This is a genomic window from Serratia sp. HNCC26DJ206 (assembly GCF_057180605.1).
Genome location: NZ_JBXUGP010000009.1, coordinates 26,994 through 42,381 on the forward strand (window position 1 = coordinate 26,994; position 15,388 = coordinate 42,381).

The 15,388-nt window shown below is 52.8% G+C and carries 10 protein-coding genes; 3 read left to right on the plus strand and 7 right to left on the minus strand.

The genetic code is table 11. The features are described from left to right. Positions 1-213: 213 nt before the first annotated feature. From asnS to AC2A1E_RS07740, 3 genes are all read left to right on the plus strand, one after another. Positions 214-1,614: an asparagine--tRNA ligase gene (asnS, locus tag AC2A1E_RS07730; RefSeq protein ID WP_484383268.1), complete on the plus strand. Its 1,401-nt coding sequence runs from the start codon at positions 214-216 to the stop codon at positions 1,612-1,614. Between the two features lie 300 nt (positions 1,615-1,914). Next, positions 1,915-3,012 carry a porin OmpC gene (gene ompC / locus AC2A1E_RS07735; RefSeq protein ID WP_484383269.1) on the plus strand — a complete coding sequence of 366 codons (1,098 nt, stop codon included), beginning with the start codon at positions 1,915-1,917 and terminating at the stop codon, positions 3,010-3,012. 244 nt (positions 3,013-3,256) lie between these two features. After that, positions 3,257-4,447 (plus strand): amino acid aminotransferase, encoded by a 1,191-nt coding sequence (locus AC2A1E_RS07740; RefSeq protein WP_484383270.1) that lies wholly within the window; start codon positions 3,257-3,259, stop codon positions 4,445-4,447. Between the two features lie 71 nt (positions 4,448-4,518). On the opposite strand, the gene AC2A1E_RS07745 is transcribed toward AC2A1E_RS07740, so the two are convergent. The 7 genes from AC2A1E_RS07745 to cmoM all read right to left on the minus strand — a co-directional run bounded on the left by AC2A1E_RS07745 (position 4,519) and on the right by cmoM (position 15,293). Beyond that, positions 4,519-5,166 carry an MBL fold metallo-hydrolase gene (locus AC2A1E_RS07745; RefSeq protein ID WP_484383271.1) on the minus strand — a complete coding sequence of 216 codons (648 nt, stop codon included), beginning with the start codon at positions 5,164-5,166 and terminating at the stop codon, positions 4,519-4,521. A gap of 65 nt (positions 5,167-5,231) precedes the next feature. Continuing rightward, positions 5,232-5,780 (minus strand): peptidoglycan L,D-endopeptidase MepK, encoded by a 549-nt coding sequence (gene mepK / locus AC2A1E_RS07750; protein ID WP_459402187.1) that lies wholly within the window; start codon positions 5,778-5,780, stop codon positions 5,232-5,234. Between the two features lie 181 nt (positions 5,781-5,961). After that, positions 5,962-7,809, minus strand: a complete 1,848-nt coding sequence (gene ldtD, locus AC2A1E_RS07755; protein ID WP_484383272.1) for a L,D-transpeptidase — start codon at positions 7,807-7,809, stop codon at positions 5,962-5,964. A gap of 225 nt (positions 7,810-8,034) precedes the next feature. Then, a complete protein-coding gene (gene mukB, locus AC2A1E_RS07760) occupies positions 8,035-12,483 on the minus strand; it encodes a chromosome partition protein MukB (RefSeq protein WP_484383273.1) in 4,449 nt (1,482 codons plus the stop codon). Then, the gene (mukE, locus tag AC2A1E_RS07765; RefSeq protein ID WP_459402184.1) at positions 12,480-13,208 is read right to left on the minus strand and encodes a chromosome partition protein MukE; all 729 of its coding nucleotides are present in this window, start codon (positions 13,206-13,208) and stop codon (positions 12,480-12,482) included. Before mukE ends, mukB begins: the two co-directional genes overlap by 4 nt. Continuing rightward, positions 13,189-14,511, minus strand: a complete 1,323-nt coding sequence (mukF, locus tag AC2A1E_RS07770; RefSeq protein ID WP_459402183.1) for a chromosome partition protein MukF — start codon at positions 14,509-14,511, stop codon at positions 13,189-13,191. The genes mukE and mukF overlap by 20 nt, the downstream gene beginning before the upstream one ends. Beyond that, entirely contained in the window at positions 14,508-15,293 is a 786-nt protein-coding gene (gene cmoM, locus AC2A1E_RS07775) for a tRNA uridine 5-oxyacetic acid(34) methyltransferase CmoM (protein WP_484383274.1), read from the minus strand. Before cmoM ends, mukF begins: the two co-directional genes overlap by 4 nt. Positions 15,294-15,388 lie beyond the last annotated feature (95 nt).

Here is a 15,388-nt window from a genome sequence, read left to right on the forward strand (position 1 = left end):
CACGAGCCGGCTGAATCTTTGATGCCGGCTTATCTTTCTTTCCTTTATATACCTGCAATATCCTGCCCTCCTTTTTTAGCTGCCCGCAAGAAATGTTGCGACATTCTGGTGATTTCTACTTGTGCTCTGCAACGCGGCAAGTAACATAGCATCATCCCCAAATTCTTGGGTTGTTCGCTATTTCTGAACCAAAACTTATAAAGAGAGAAATCTATGAGCGTAGTGCCTGTAGTCGACGTACTGCAAGGTCGTGCTGCGGTTGACAGTGAAGTCACCGTACGCGGTTGGGTACGTACCCGGAGAGATTCTAAAGCTGGTATCTCCTTCCTCGCCGTTTATGACGGCTCCTGCTTTGATCCGTTACAGGCCGTCGTTAATAATTCTCTGCCGAATTATCAGGATGAAGTTCTGCATCTGACTACCGGTTGTTCTGTTGAGATCACCGGGAAGGTGGTTGCTTCCCCGGGTGAAGGCCAGAGCTTCGAGCTGCAAGCAACGGCGATTAAGGTGGTTGGCTGGGTTGACGATCCAGATACCTATCCGATGGCGGCCAAGCGCCACAGCATTGAATACCTGCGAGAAGTGGCCCACCTGCGCCCGCGTACCAACCTGATCGGTGCCGTTGCCCGCGTACGCCACACTCTGGCGCAGGCTATTCACCGTTTCTTCCATGAAAACGGCTATTTCTGGGTGTCTACCCCACTGATTACCGCTTCTGATACCGAAGGTGCCGGTGAAATGTTCCGCGTTTCTACGCTGGATATGGAAAACCTGCCGCGCACCGACAAAGGCGAAATCGACTTCAGCCAGGATTTCTTCGGCAAAGAAGCGTTCCTGACCGTATCTGGCCAGTTGAACGGCGAAACCTACGCCTGTGCGCTATCAAAAGTGTACACCTTTGGCCCAACCTTCCGCGCAGAAAACTCCAATACCAGCCGCCACCTGGCTGAATTCTGGATGATCGAACCTGAAGTGGCTTTCGCCACCCTGGATGACGTTGCGGGCTTGGCCGAGAGTATGCTGAAGTATGTCTTCCAAGCCGTACTCAATGAACGTGCTGACGATATGCAGTTCTTTGCCGAGCGTGTAGATAAAGACGCAGTTGAGCGCCTGAAGCGTTTTGTTTCTTCTGATTTCGCCCAGGTGGACTACACCGAAGCGGTTGAAATTCTGATCGCTTCCGGCCAAACCTTCGAGAACCCGGTTTCCTGGGGGATCGACCTTTCTTCCGAGCACGAACGCTATCTGGCCGAGAAGCACTTTAAGGCACCAGTAGTAGTGAAGAACTACCCGAAAGATATCAAAGCCTTCTATATGCGTATGAACGAAGATGGCAAAACCGTGGCCGCGATGGACGTCTTGGCACCGGGCATCGGCGAAATCATTGGTGGTTCACAACGTGAAGAACGCCTTGATGTGCTGGATCAGCGCCTGGAGGAAATGGGGCTGAATAAAGAAGATTACTGGTGGTATCGCGATCTGCGTCGCTACGGCACCGTACCGCACTCCGGTTTTGGTTTGGGTTTTGAGCGTTTAATCGCTTATGTGACCGGCGTACAAAACGTACGTGATGTGATCCCATTCCCTCGTACACCACGTAACGCAAGTTTCTAGTTAATCCGATCAGACGTTTTTTAATCTATTTCTGTACACTTTTAAGGCCGGCATTGCTGGCCTTTCGTGTTTTTTATTCTTGATCCAAGTCACAAAGTTCCCTTAAATTTACATTTTGTAACAAATACTTTCTTTTTGAAACCCGATTGCGACATTAGTAGCATTTTCGTTCTAGATTAACCCGCCCGTGAATGGAACACTGCGTTCAGACACAGGACGACACCAAACTATCAACAATAGTTCCAAAAGAATTATTGACGGCAGTGGCAAGGTGTCCGAATAACACTAATGAGGGTAATAATGATGAAACGCAACATTCTTGCAGTAGTAATCCCAGCTCTGTTAGCAGCTGGTGCAGCAAACGCAGCAGAAATCTACAACAAAGACGGCAACAAGCTGGATTTGTATGGTAAAGCTGTTGGCCTGCACTATTTCTCTAGTAATGAAGGTGATGACGGTGACAAATCTTACGCGCGTCTTGGCTTCAAAGGTGAAACCCAGATCAATAGCGAACTGACCGGTTATGGCCAGTGGGAATACAACTTCTCAGCTAGCAACAGCGAAGGTAAAGATGCCCAAGATGGCAACAAAACCCGTCTGGGCTTTGCTGGTCTGAAATTTGCTGATTACGGTTCATTCGACTACGGCCGTAACTACGGCGTAGCGTATGACATTGGTGGTTGGACCGATATGCTGCCTGAGCAAGGTGGCGATACCTACACCTTCACTGATAACTTCATGAACGCACGTGCTACAGGTGTAGCGACCTATCGTAACAAGAACTTCTTCGGTACGGTTGATGGTTGGGACTTCGCGCTGCAGTATCAGGGTAAAAATGATCGCGAAGGCGAACTCAAAAGAGCTAACGGCGATGGCGTAGGCGTTTCTACCACCTATGCAATCATGGATACCGGCGTCAGCGTTGGTGCAGCCTACACTTCTTCTAACCGTACTCTTAAGCAGAAAGATGCAGCTCTGTCTAATGCTGGTGGCGACAAAGCTGAAATTTGGGTTCTGGGTGCCAAGTACGACGCGAACAACGTCTACTTTGCGACCATGTATTCTGAAACTCACAACATGACCCCATACGGCAGCGGTAAATTCGCTAACAAAGCCCGTAACTATGAAGTGGTTGCACAATACCAGTTCGATTTCGGTCTGCGTCCTTCTATCGCTTACCTGCAGTCTAAAGGCAAAGACCTGAACACCTCATACGGCAACAACAAAGACCTGGTTAAGTATGTTGATGTCGGTGCTACTTACTACTTCAACAAAAACATGTCTACCTATGTTGATTACAAAATCAACCTGCTGAATGAAAACGACTCAGGGTTCTACAACGCTAACGGCATTGCTACCGACAACATCGTAGCTACCGGTCTGGTTTACCAGTTCTAAGTTGTTGCGCTTAATGGCAGTCTCTTGCCAGATGAGTTAAAAACAGGGCTTCGGCCCTGTTTTTGTTTACGTTGTCCTGCCGCTTTTTATCCTGTTAATGCTCCCTTCTCCGTCATTTTTTGTGCTGAATCTGCCGCCATCACAAGATCGATGTGTTTTTCTCGCAAACGGTTGGCAAAGCCGATAACTGGCGCTACCCTGATGCTTCTGTCTGCTTAACTCTAGGCCATGGAAGCAATCTGACATGTTTGAAAAAATCACCGCTGCACCTGCCGACCCGATTCTGGGTCTGACCGATATTTTCCGCGCGGACGCCCGTCCGAACAAAATCAACTTAGGGATTGGCGTCTATAAAGACGAAACCGGTAAAACACCGGTACTGGCCAGCGTGAAGAAAGCTGAACAATACCTGCTGGAAAATGAAATCACCAAAAACTACTTGGGTATCGAAGGTATCCCTGAGTTTGCCAGCTGTACACAAGAGTTATTATTCGGCAAACAAAGCCCGATCATTGCCAGCAAGCGTGCGCGCACCGCGCAAACACCAGGTGGTACCGGTGCCCTGCGTGTCGCAGCAGATTTTATTGCCAACCAAACCAACGCCAAACGTATCTGGATCAGCAACCCAACTTGGCCTAACCATAAAAATGTGTTCGGCGCTGTTGGCTTGGAAGTATTGGAATATGACTATTATGACGCCGCCAACCACGCGCTGGACTTTGATGGCCTGCTCAATAGCCTGAAACGTGCAGAGGCTGGTGATGTGGTGCTGTTCCACGGTTGCTGCCATAACCCAACCGGCATCGATCCAACCGAAGCGCAATGGGCACAGCTGGCGGAACTTTCCGTCGCCAACGGTTGGTTGCCGCTGTTCGACTTCGCCTACCAAGGTTTTGCCAAAGGTCTGGAAGAAGACGCGCAGGGTCTGCGTATTTTTGCGGCCAAGCATAAGGAACTGATTGTTGCCAGTTCTTACTCGAAGAACTTCGGTCTTTACAACGAACGTGTTGGTGCCTGTACCGTAGTCGCAGCCGACGCTGAAACTGCCGAGCGCGCATTCAGTCAGGTTAAAGCAGCGATCCGCGCTAACTACTCCAACCCACCGTCACACGGCGCAGCCGTGGTTGCCACTATTTTGGGTAACGAAGCATTGCGTGCCACTTGGGAACAGGAACTGACCGACATGCGCCAGCGCATTCACCGTATGCGTCAGCTGTTCGTGAATACCCTGCAAGAGAAAGGCGCGAAGCAAGACTTCAGCTTTATCATCAACCAAAATGGCATGTTCTCTTTCAGTGGATTAACCAAAGAGCAGGTTCTGCGCTTGCGTGATGAGTTCGGTGTTTATGCCGTTAACTCTGGCCGCGTTAACGTTGCGGGCATGACGCCAGACAATATGGCACCGCTGTGCGAAGCCATTGTCGCCGTACTTTAAGCTGAAAAATCAGCATTAAAAAGGGGCGTACTGCGCCCCTTTGCTATTATATTGCTGCCGGGAATACCCGCTTACCAGACAGCAGGCTCTTCGCGCAGGAAAGGATTGGTTTGGCGCTCTTGCCCAAAGGTGGACATCGGCCCATGCCCGGGAATAAACGCGATATCATCACCCTGCGGCAATAGCTTGGTGCGAATCGAGTTAATCAGCGTCTGATGGTCACCACGCGGGAAATCACTTCGACCTACGCCACCGCTAAACAATACGTCGCCCACCAGTGCCAGACGCGCCTTGCCGTTAATAAAAACGACATGACCCGGTGTATGTCCGGGGCAATGCAGAACATCCAGCGATAATTCCCCCACCTGCACAGTATCCCCTTCCTCCAACCATTGCGTCGGCGTAAAGGCTGCGCATTCTGCCAAGCCGAACATGCGGCTCTGGGCTGGCAAACCTTCGAGCCAGAAGGCATCTTCTTTATTTGGCCCCAAGATCGGCACCTGATAATACTCAGCCAATTCAGCCGCCGCACCAACGTGATCAAGATGACCATGCGTAAGCAGAATCTGGCTAATCTTCACGCCTTTTCTCGCCACTTCTGCTTTCAACTTTTCTGGCTCACCGCCAGGATCAACCAAAGCGGCCTGTTGCGTTTCGTCACACCAGATCAGAGTACAGTTTTGGCTGAACGCCGTTACGGGAATAATATGATATTTCATAAAGCTCCAACGAAAAAAGCGCCATACCCGACAGGCTGGCGCTATTCACTCATGGTGCACAGTGATTACCAGGTCCGCACCGGGCCGGTATCGATGTGCACAAAGTTGCTACGTGGATAATATCCTACACCGCCAGCGCGCATTTTTAACGCCGCTTTGCGGATATTACTCAGTTGGATACCTTCAATGTGGAAATCCATTGCCTGCCCCTTGGTGTGATAACTCTGTTTAGCCACACCACGGCTGTGCTCACGCATTTCATTGTTGGTTGCTGAAGAACGGTAACCCGAAATCAACTGAATCGGCTTGGTCGTTCCCAGTAAGACTTGCAGACGATAGAGATGATCAAACAGATGAGGATCGATCGTCTTGGTCTTATTGGCACGATAATCACGGAAAATATGATTCAACCGCACTAACTCTTCCCGGTTGTAACCTTTACCGTTGAAAAACTCGGCCTTAATGGATTCGCCAGTATTCAGATTATTGAGTACCAGAATACGTGGACGAGCAGTAGAAAGACTGGCGAACGCCTGCCCAGGGAGCAGAGCGATACCCATGGCTGCGCTACCTAGCGTTAGCCATTTACGGCGATGATGATCAATTTTGTCCATGACTCTTTTTAAACTCGGCAAGAATGTCAAAATAAATGCACAAAACTGCGCACAGCCCGAACCATAACCGCCAGCCTATGCGGAGTCAACCCGAGATAGGCTTAGGTTTACAAGCACTCACAAAAAGAGTGCTTGTGGCTAACCAGACATTCAGACCGCTATTTACCTAGAATTACTGCATTTATTGCATCAATTTTTCAGCCTGAGCCAAAATTTGTGCACCCGATCTCACGGTAGCATCATAATTGTAAATATCTGTACGGAACTGTGGTTTGCCGTCATCGGCAACCCAAGCCGTCAGATAATAAAGTTGCACCGGGATGTGCTGGCGAATATTCACGTAAGTGGTATTGCCCGCTTTCAGCGTGGAGGAGACTCGAGCATTATTCCAGCCAGCATCCTGCAGCAGCATATTAGCCAAGTCAGAAGCTTTGTTCACACGCACGCAGCCGGAACTTAACGCACGGATATCTTTCTGGAACAAACCGTGGTTAGGGGTATCGTGCAGGTAGATCGCATCGGAACTTGGCATATTGAACTTGAAGCGCCCCAACGAATTGCTGGCCCCAGGTGCTTGCTGGATGCGGTAAGGGAAATTGCGTGGCGAAGTCACGTTCCAATCAATCATTGACGGATCGATCGCCTCAGATTCATTGCTCCAACCCGAGAACACTCTGTAACCATGCTTCTGGAAGTAACCCGAGTCATGCATCGCCTTAGGCACGATATCTTCACGTATCAGCTTAGTCGGCACGTTCCACGGCGGGTTGACCACCACATTGTTCAATGCACTGCTCATCAGTGGCGTTTTACGGCTTGGACGGCCAACGATCACCCGCGACGAGAGAACCTCATTACCATTGAGATAATAGATCAGTGAGTAATTCGGAATGTTGACCATAATGCCGGTATCAACATGGCCAGGCAAAATACGCAGACGCTGAATATTCAACGCCAGCAAAGAGGCGCGCATTTGGGGTGAAACGTTCAGCCACTCGCGGGTTCGGGCACCGATGACGCCGTCTGGTGTCAATCCTTGCCATGTCTGGAAACGCTTAATTCCTTCCACTAAATCGTCGGTATAACGGTTGTCCGTCACCGAAACCGGGCTAGCCGCTTGCTGCACCAACGGAGCTTCGGGAGAAGGAGCAAGATCCTTAATCGGTGCCGCCGCTGGGCTGACTACTGCCCCGGCAGGATTGCGATTTTTCTCTTCATCCACCGACAGGTCATCCTCCACCACCGGTGCTCTTGCGGCTGTCGGCGTCGCTGCTGGCTCTTGCGAATGCGGCGTGGCTACAGGTACCACGGTTAACATTCCAGTACGCGCAAGAATTTCTCGTAACGCCGGTATGTCATCACTGAGTTGACCAGGGCGCAAGCTTGCACCATTGCTCACCTGCGGCCACGGACGCCCATCGGCTAACAGCTCACGCAGCGCCTGATGCATTTTTTCATACTGCGGATGTTGGGGTGCCAGCGAGTTGACATACGCCAGGGTTTTGCCCTGCTGTAGCGCAAGCTGCCACTGATTGATCACGGTATTCGCCGGCAGCGCCAGCTTGTAAGGAACATTGCTGTACAACCAACTATTACCGTTTAACCCGATTGACGAAACAAACTGCAGATAACCCAGCATGGCATCAGACAGCACAATATCGCGTGCCATATCAGTGATTGCCGGATCGGTGAGTAATTTTACCCATTGGGTGAATTGTGGCTGTATGCCGGAAATAGCGAGTTCAGCAAGTTGCTGCTGGAACTGCAATACGGTTTCCCGATCCTGCCACATTGGCTGCATTTGGTTGGATGCATATAGTTGAGCCAAAGTAGGGAGATAATATGGCACCACGCCTTTAGGCAATACCGCCAATATTTGAGTATGGCTTTGTACAGCAGACATGCCGGATGATGACACCGGTGGAAACGCCTGCACGGCAGCCCATGCGGGTAACGATACGGCAAAACTACACGCAATTGCGCAACTCAATGCCAGACATCGTACTGAGTTTCCTTTTTTTAGCAACATCCCTTGCCCCCTGTATGCTCACAAAAATACAACAAAGATTATCTACTCGTTTCAGTATACAAACAGAACGACCCTTTTGCTCCCAGCGCCGTCGAATTACTGTTTTACTCTCATTACGCTACTTAGTTTCAGTGATAAAAAAACTTACCTATCATCCTCGCAGCGTAAAAAAATAGCCACCTGAAGGTGACTATTTTCAGACTTTTAGGGTAATTTTATTCAAGTTTAAGGCGTTTCTGCTACCGTTGGTGCCAATGCGGCCTGTTCCGGGGCAAAACCACGCAAACCAACCACGTGTACATGCTCATGATTTTGGAATACTTTACGCACCAGCTTATAAGTGGTGCCCTTTTCCGGGCTGATATTTTCTGGTGCCGCAATAATCAACTGCATTTCCAGGCGATCGCACAGCTCAAACAGCGTGGCGATGGATTTGGCATCCAAACGCGCCGCTTCATCCAGGAACAGCAAGCGGCAAGGCGAGATATCTTTACCACGCAAGCGGCGTGATTCCTCTTCCCAGCTCTGCACTACCATCACCAGAATCGACATACCGGTACCAATCGCTTCCCCGGTGGACAAAGCGCCACTTTCCGCCCGTAGCCAACCGTCGGAACCGCGGAATACTTCAACTTCCAGCTCCAGATAATTACGGTAATCCAGCAGTTCTTCACCAATGGTCTGCGGCGTACGCTGGCCCATATCGATCTGCGGGTTCAGGCGTTGATAGAGCTTCGCCAAGGCTTCCGAGAAGGTCAGGCGGTTACTGTTAAACAGATCCTGATGCTGTTCCTGCTGCTCAGAGAGCACGGTCAGTAAGGTAGCATGAGCTTCCCGTACGTTGACGTTCAAACGCACGCTCTTCACCTGACCGAAGGAGACCGCCTGCAGGCCCTGGTTGAGCATGCGGATGCGGTTCTGTTCACGCTGAATGGTCTTACGGATGATATTCGCCACGCTCTTCGAGCTGATGGCCAGCTTCTGCTCACGGGCGGTCAGTTCTTCCGTCAGGCGGCCAAGTTCGATCTCCATCTGTTCGATGGCTTCAACCGGATCGTCAGTACGGATGATATCCTGGCGGATACGCTCGCGCAGGTGCTGATAAACCGCAATGTAGAACTGGATTTTACGCTCGGGCCGTTTAGGGTCTTCCGACAGGCGCAACACATCGCGCAAGTGCTCGTTATCTGCCACCGCCAGGCGCAGCGCACCCAGCGCCTTATCCGACATGGAGCGCAATTCATCACCGTCCATATAGGCCAACTCACGGCGATGCAGACGGCGTTCAACACCGTTGTCTTTCACCAAGCGCATCACCGCACACCAGCCCGCTTTGGCGGTAACCACCTGCTCACGCAGTTGGTAGTAATCACGCTCCAGCTTGCGCAGTTTTTTCTGCAAACCGTCCATTTCCGCTTCGCAGAAGGTCAGTTGCTTTTCCAACTGATTACGGCGCGTACGATTGGTACTCAGTGCCGCATGCAGTTCATCACGGCGCTGCCGCGCACGAGCTTCAGCATTGGCATCCGCCTGCACACCAATATCCACCAATTCCTGACTCAGCTCTTTCAGCATGTCGCGTTTGGCATCAAAAGAGCTTTTCAGCGATGCCAGCACTTGGCTGTACTGGGTAAACTGGGTCTGGTACTGGCGCAGTTGCTCACGGGCGCGAGTCCGCTCTGCTTCCGCATGTTCCAGCCGTTGACGCAGCTTCTCATTGAGATCGTTGTCAGCATTCTGCATACCGGCAGAGTCGGTATAGCTGAAGTGCGCACGGCGTTGCACCACTTCGGTGAGCGCAAAGGCCTGTTGTTTGGCCTGACGTTGCGTTGCCTGCGCCTGGGTGTAATCCAGTTGCAGTTGCTCGTGCTGTTCCGGATCGCTTTGCAGCACCGATAACAACGGCTCCAGCTTGGTCAGCGCAACCCCATGCTGCTGAATATAGCGCGCAGCATCTTGGGCTTCTTCCAACTCTTCGCGGATCTCTTCAACGCGATCTTGCAGCGTATCGTCATTCAGCAGCGAAACCAGCGGCATCAGGCGGTTCAGCGCAGAGATACCCTCTTTCGCCTGTTCGTATTGCTGACGTTGCTGCTGATTCTGCGCTTCGTGGTTGTTGAGCGAACGCTCAACCTCACCACGGCGGCTGTTCATGGCGCGGATTTCCGCCTCAGGATCGGCGTCAAACGCGACTGCCAGATGGGAACCAATAAAGCGGCTGAAGGCCTGGTGGGAACGCTGAGTTTTCTGCACGTCAAACGACAAAGTGGCGTAACGTTCTGCCAAGCTATCGCGTTCGGCATACAGCACTTCCAGGCGATTCTCACGCGCCGCACGGCCAAACAGTGGCACTTCCGGGTAACGCGAATAACGCCATTGGCGATCGGCAGTCTTCACCACCACCGCTTTTTCATGTTCTTCAACGGCGAATACGCTGTCATCGAACGACTGCGGATCCCCTTCGATCAGGTAGAGATCTTCCGGGCAATCGTCCAACCCTTGCAGCATCTCGCGCACCAGCGACAGATCCGGCACCACGATCGCATGGCGTGATGGGCCATACAACGCAGAGAAATACGGCGCGTCGTCAATGGTCACATCGTCATAAATCTCTGACAGCAGTACGCCGCCGAAACGCTCAGCCAGTGTTACCAGCCGTTGATCTTCGGCCCCGCTTGGCTGGCTGAGACGCTCAATTTGCGCTTCAATCTCGCGCTTGCGCGCAGCCACTTCGTCGCGCTCAACGGTAGTTTCACGTTCGCGTTCCAGCAATTGCTGCATGTACTCGGTGACTTGCTGGCCGTCTTCGAAGGTTTCGCCGCTTTGCTCGCTGAGTTGGCTCAGCGCGTCCTGCGCACCTAACCAAATTGGCGCACGCGCGGTCAGTTCTTTAATGCGTTGTTGGATTTGCTCCAGTTCCTGACGCATTTCCATACGCCGCTCACCGGCTTCGCTAACGCTTTGCGACAGCGACTCCAGACGCTCTTCCAGCTCTTGCTGCAAAGTATCGAGTTCGTCCGGCTGATATTCCTGCCCATGGCGTTTACAGAATTCCTGCAACAAACGCTCGGCATCCTGTTGTGAACGCAGGCGTTGCTCCAGCTCATTTAGGCGCATACGCAACGGCTGTACACGTTCGGCCTGATGCTGCTGTGAAGGCCAGTCACGCAACAGTTCGCGCGCGGTTTGCCAGGCTTCACTGCGGCTCACCTCACCAGCAATTTTACGCACCAGCTGATAAGCCTGTTCAAACTGGCTATGGGCGGCATCCGCCACGCTCAGTTTCTGTTCCAGCAGCAACAGGGCTTCGGTAGCCTCTTGCTCACGCGCCTGGAAGGTCTCCAGCCACTCTTCAGCGTTGTCGGCGGTCAGCTCCGGCACCTGACACAGCGCACGGGCACGTTCGAGAGCCTGAAGTGCCTGCTGATACTGGATGGCACGGGTCTGCTGCACGTCCAACGCCTGCTGGTAATCGGCAAGCTGGCTTTTCAGTTCATCCACTTCCAGCTCAGCGGCTTCGGCACGTGCTTCATTTTCTGCCTGCTGCTCACCCGCTTCTGCCACCACTTCATTCTGCTCTTCCAAGCGGTAGGTCAGTTCTTCCAGATCGCCTTCATAACGCTCGATCTTTTCCTGCTGACGCATCGCCGTCTGCACCAGATTAAGGTGATCGCTGGCGGCCTGGTAATCGGTTTCCAGATCGGATTCGGCACCGCTTTGCTCGGCCAGTTCGCGCGCCATTTCAACATGGCGGAACTGTTCGCTAGCTAGTTGCTTGCGGCTGCCCAGCAAATCGCTGCGCAACACCAACGCGCCATCCAGGTGGATACGGCGCTCATTGGCGTGGCGCATGTAGTCCGCCGCCACGTAAGAGGTGGCTTCGGAGATCAAATGCTTGAACAAATCGCGATCTGACTGGGTAACGCGGATCGCCTCCAGCGTCATGCGGTTTTCGCGCAGCGCCGCTTCCATATCCTGAAACGCTTTACGCACCCCGCTGTTTTCTGGCAACAGGTAGTCACGCAGTGAGCGGGTAATGGCGCTGGAGATCCCACCGTAGAGCGAGGCTTCGATCAGGCGATAAAACTTGCTGCGATCGGATGAGGAACGCAGACGTTTCGGGATCACCCCGAGGTCAAACATTAATGAGTGGTAATCGGTGATGGAGTTGAACTGCTTGAACTGCACCCCTTCCATCTCTTCGACGCGCTCTTTCAGCTCCTGCAACGACAACACGCGCGCTTGGCGATCGCCCACGGTCTGGGTCAGCAATTCGGTGGGTTGTACCGCTGTCGGCAGCCCTTGAATGGTGAAGGGTTTAATATCGACTTTGCGATCGCGCCCCGCCACCTGTTGCAGACGCACGCCTACCACCACTCGCTGATGGCGTGAGTTCACCACGTCCAGCGTAGAGTAGCAGACACCGGCGCGCAGCTTGCCGTGCAACCCTTTATCACGTGAACCACTGGTGGCTCCCGCTTCGGTGGTGTTACGGAAGTGCAGCAACGTCAGATCGGGGATCAGCGCGGTAACGAACGCCGCCATGGTGGTGGATTTACCCGCCCCGTTGCCCCCGGACAGCGTGGTGACCAACTCGTCCAGATCAAAGGTTCGAGCGAAGAAACCGTTCCAGTTAACCAGCGTCAGTGAGCGAAATTTACCGCGTTCAATCATTCCTGTTCATCCTCTGCACTGTCTATGGCGTTATCGGCCTGCACATCTTCAGCCTCGCTTTCATCATTCAGCGACAGGCTGTTTTCAACCGGCATCGCTTCACCGTCACGAATCATCCGCAACTGGGCTTCACGCGGATCGTCACCGCTGCGCACGTCGGCACCGAAGCGGAACACCGCTTCGGTAATACGGAATTTACTGCTGTCGTTGCCCATGAAATAGACCATGCCCAAGCGGCGCAGGCGGTTCAACGATGAGCGCACTTTTTCATGCAGCTTTTGCCGATCCAGATCCGAACCGGTAGAGCGCTGGTTAACAAACTTCAGCAGTTTGTTCTCATCCGCCAGGCTCAGCAGCTCTTCGTACAGCTCTTGCTGGCTGAAGATGCCTTCATGCGCCAGGCGCTCCGGGCTGAGGTAGAGATAACACAGGATCTTGCCGACCATCATATCCAGCTCGGAAAGCACCGAACGCGGGATCAGCGTGGTAGAACGCGGGCGCAGGTAGAAAAAACCCTCCGGCGCGCGGATCAGTTCAACACTGTAACGGGCGTAAAACTCTTCCAGTTCGTCCTGAAAATCCATTAAGAAAGCGTGGTTGTCCAGCTCATCGATACCGATGTGGCGCCCCGCGCGCAGTTGGCTATCGAGCGCCGGAAATAGCGTGTTCGACAGTGCCTTGGCCAGCTTGACTGGCATTACTTGTTCAATATTTGTCGATGACATGGGCCTGTACCTTGGCTCCGTAATCATTGATTGCCTGCCACTGTGCCGGCAACCCTGAAAAATCAGCTTCAGCCACACCAAGGCGCACTGCCTGGTCGACCACTATGCGAGCAACGTCGAAGTGACGTGCACGCGGATATTGCGCCAGATAATCGCGCATTACCGCCCCTAAATTGAGCGGCATTTTCTGTTCTTTATAGACCTGCAATGCCTGTTCGATCATCGCTGCCAACTGTTCGCGAATTTCGCTGAACTCTTCATATTCCAGATCGGGCGGCAGTTCCCCGGTCACTTCTTCACTACGCAACGCCAATTCTTCATCGCGCATATCGAACAGACGCTCGGCATTGGCGTGGGTCAGCGTCCAAGGGTTGTCGAAGTAGTTTTGCACCGACTGCCGCAAGCGTTGTGCAAACACGCGGTTTTTATCCATATCGATCGCGGTGCGGATAAATTTGTGAACGTGGCGATCGTAGCCAATCCACAGGTCGATCGCCTGTTGGCCCCAACTGATGATGCGATCCAGCTTGCTTTGCAGGTCAAACACCAGCTTATCGACAAAGCCCAGTTCCATGCCACCCAGCGTGGCGTCCTGGATCCGCAGCAGATTGGCCTGCAGCTTATCACCTGCGGCCTCCAGCGTATCCTGCAACTCACGCAAGGTGCCGGAAGTTTCCGACAGCAGCATCTCACAGCTGGAGATCGCTGCGCGCCAATCCTGGTTCAGCAGGGCGGCAATATCTTCTTTTACGCTCTGCTGCTGTTCGTCCATCAGGCGCTGCGTCAGATCGATGCTGTCAAAGATCTCGGCCACCGAATACTTCAACGGTGCAAAAACGTTACGGTGCCAGTGGAAATCATCACCGCCCTCTTCGGCAGCGTCGGCGGCGCGCTTGAGCTCTTCCGCCACGATAGACAGTTGCATGGAAAGGCGCAGGGTCGAAAACTCACGCTGGCGGATGTAATAATCGGTAATGCCGATACCCAGCGGCGTGAGACGGTAGATGGCATTACCATCCGCCAGTTCGCTGATAAAACGGTTCAACAGGCGCTGGCGCACCATATCGTTGATCGCATTGTTGGCGCGAATGGCCACCGTTTCATGCGTCTGTTCAAAACCTTTACTGACATGGCGAAATGCATCAACCAGCTCACCTTCACTCATCTCACCGTCCAGCCGTTCGCCATTTAACGTGGCGATAGCCAGCAGGAACGCAAGACGCTCAGTGGGGAGCGAAATAGAGAAATCATTTTTCCGTGCCCAGGCGACCAGTTCGGGTACTGTCTGGGAAAATTCACTCATAGTTCGTCCTTCAGGTTTGGTTTATGCGCCATGACGTGAATATAGCGACCCAAACTCACATACGGCTCCTGCCGGCAATAAAGCTGTTCAAGCGCCAGTAGCTCTTCAAATTTCTGTGTCTGTAATTGTCTGCTTTGCAGATAGTCATGGAAAACCCTCACGCCGGTTTTCCCTGAAATCTGCATCCCCAACTGTTCCAGCCACGTGTACACCTGCGGCGGACTATGTGGGTACTGTGGCGACAAAGAGCGCTTGCGGCGCCTGCGGACCTCGGGATCCACCAGTTGGAAATTCCCCAGCACCACGTTGCGCATCAACAGGCCATTGGCATTGAAGAACATCAGCGACAGCGCCCCTCCCGGTAACAGGCAGTCGAACAGCGCCGCCAATGCCGCCTGTGGCTCGGCGATCCACTCCAAAACCGCATGGAACAATATCAGATCAACCGGCTGTTCCAAGTGCTGCCCGATGTCTTGCGCCGAACTTTGTATAAATTGCATGTTCTGGCTCACACCTTTCTGCTCTGCCAGCAGTGCGGCGCGTTGGATCATCTCACCAGAAAGATCGCACAACAACACCTGATGTCCTAATTCTGCCAACTGGCAGGCCATATGGCCTTCGCCACCGCCAGCGTCCAGAATGCGCAGCCGGCGCTGCGGCAATTGCGCCAACAGCGTGGTCAGATCCTGCCAAACCACCGCCTGGCGGATTTTCCCCTTGGTCGTGCCGTAAATATTACGCGCAAACTTCTCCGCAATATCGTCAAAATTGCGATCCTGCATGGACAACGGCTCCGCTGATTTCATCTTGGCTTGAGGCAAAGCACCAGCCCATTCAAACCTGCTATTTTGGCACAGACTGGCTTAGAATGAATCTT

Bases quoted from the DNA above. Each gene is read 5' to 3' on its own strand.
- ldtD (WP_484383272.1), bottom strand. From the start codon at position 7,809: ATGTTGCTAAAAAAAGGAAACTCAGTACGATGTCTGGCATTGAGTTGC.
- AC2A1E_RS07745 (WP_484383271.1), bottom strand. From the start codon at position 5,166: ATGAAATATCATATTATTCCCGTAACGGCGTTCAGCCAAAACTGTACT.
- ompC (WP_484383269.1), top strand. From the start codon at position 1,915: ATGATGAAACGCAACATTCTTGCAGTAGTAATCCCAGCTCTGTTAGCA.
- mukF (WP_459402183.1), bottom strand. From the start codon at position 14,511: ATGAGTGAATTTTCCCAGACAGTACCCGAACTGGTCGCCTGGGCACGG.
- cmoM (WP_484383274.1), bottom strand. From the start codon at position 15,293: ATGCAGGATCGCAATTTTGACGATATTGCGGAGAAGTTTGCGCGTAAT.
- mukE (WP_459402184.1), bottom strand. From the start codon at position 13,208: ATGTCATCGACAAATATTGAACAAGTAATGCCAGTCAAGCTGGCCAAG.
- mukB (WP_484383273.1), bottom strand. From the start codon at position 12,483: ATGATTGAACGCGGTAAATTTCGCTCACTGACGCTGGTTAACTGGAAC.
- mepK (WP_459402187.1), bottom strand. From the start codon at position 5,780: ATGGACAAAATTGATCATCATCGCCGTAAATGGCTAACGCTAGGTAGC.
- AC2A1E_RS07740 (WP_484383270.1), top strand. From the start codon at position 3,257: ATGTTTGAAAAAATCACCGCTGCACCTGCCGACCCGATTCTGGGTCTG.
- asnS (WP_484383268.1), top strand. From the start codon at position 214: ATGAGCGTAGTGCCTGTAGTCGACGTACTGCAAGGTCGTGCTGCGGTT.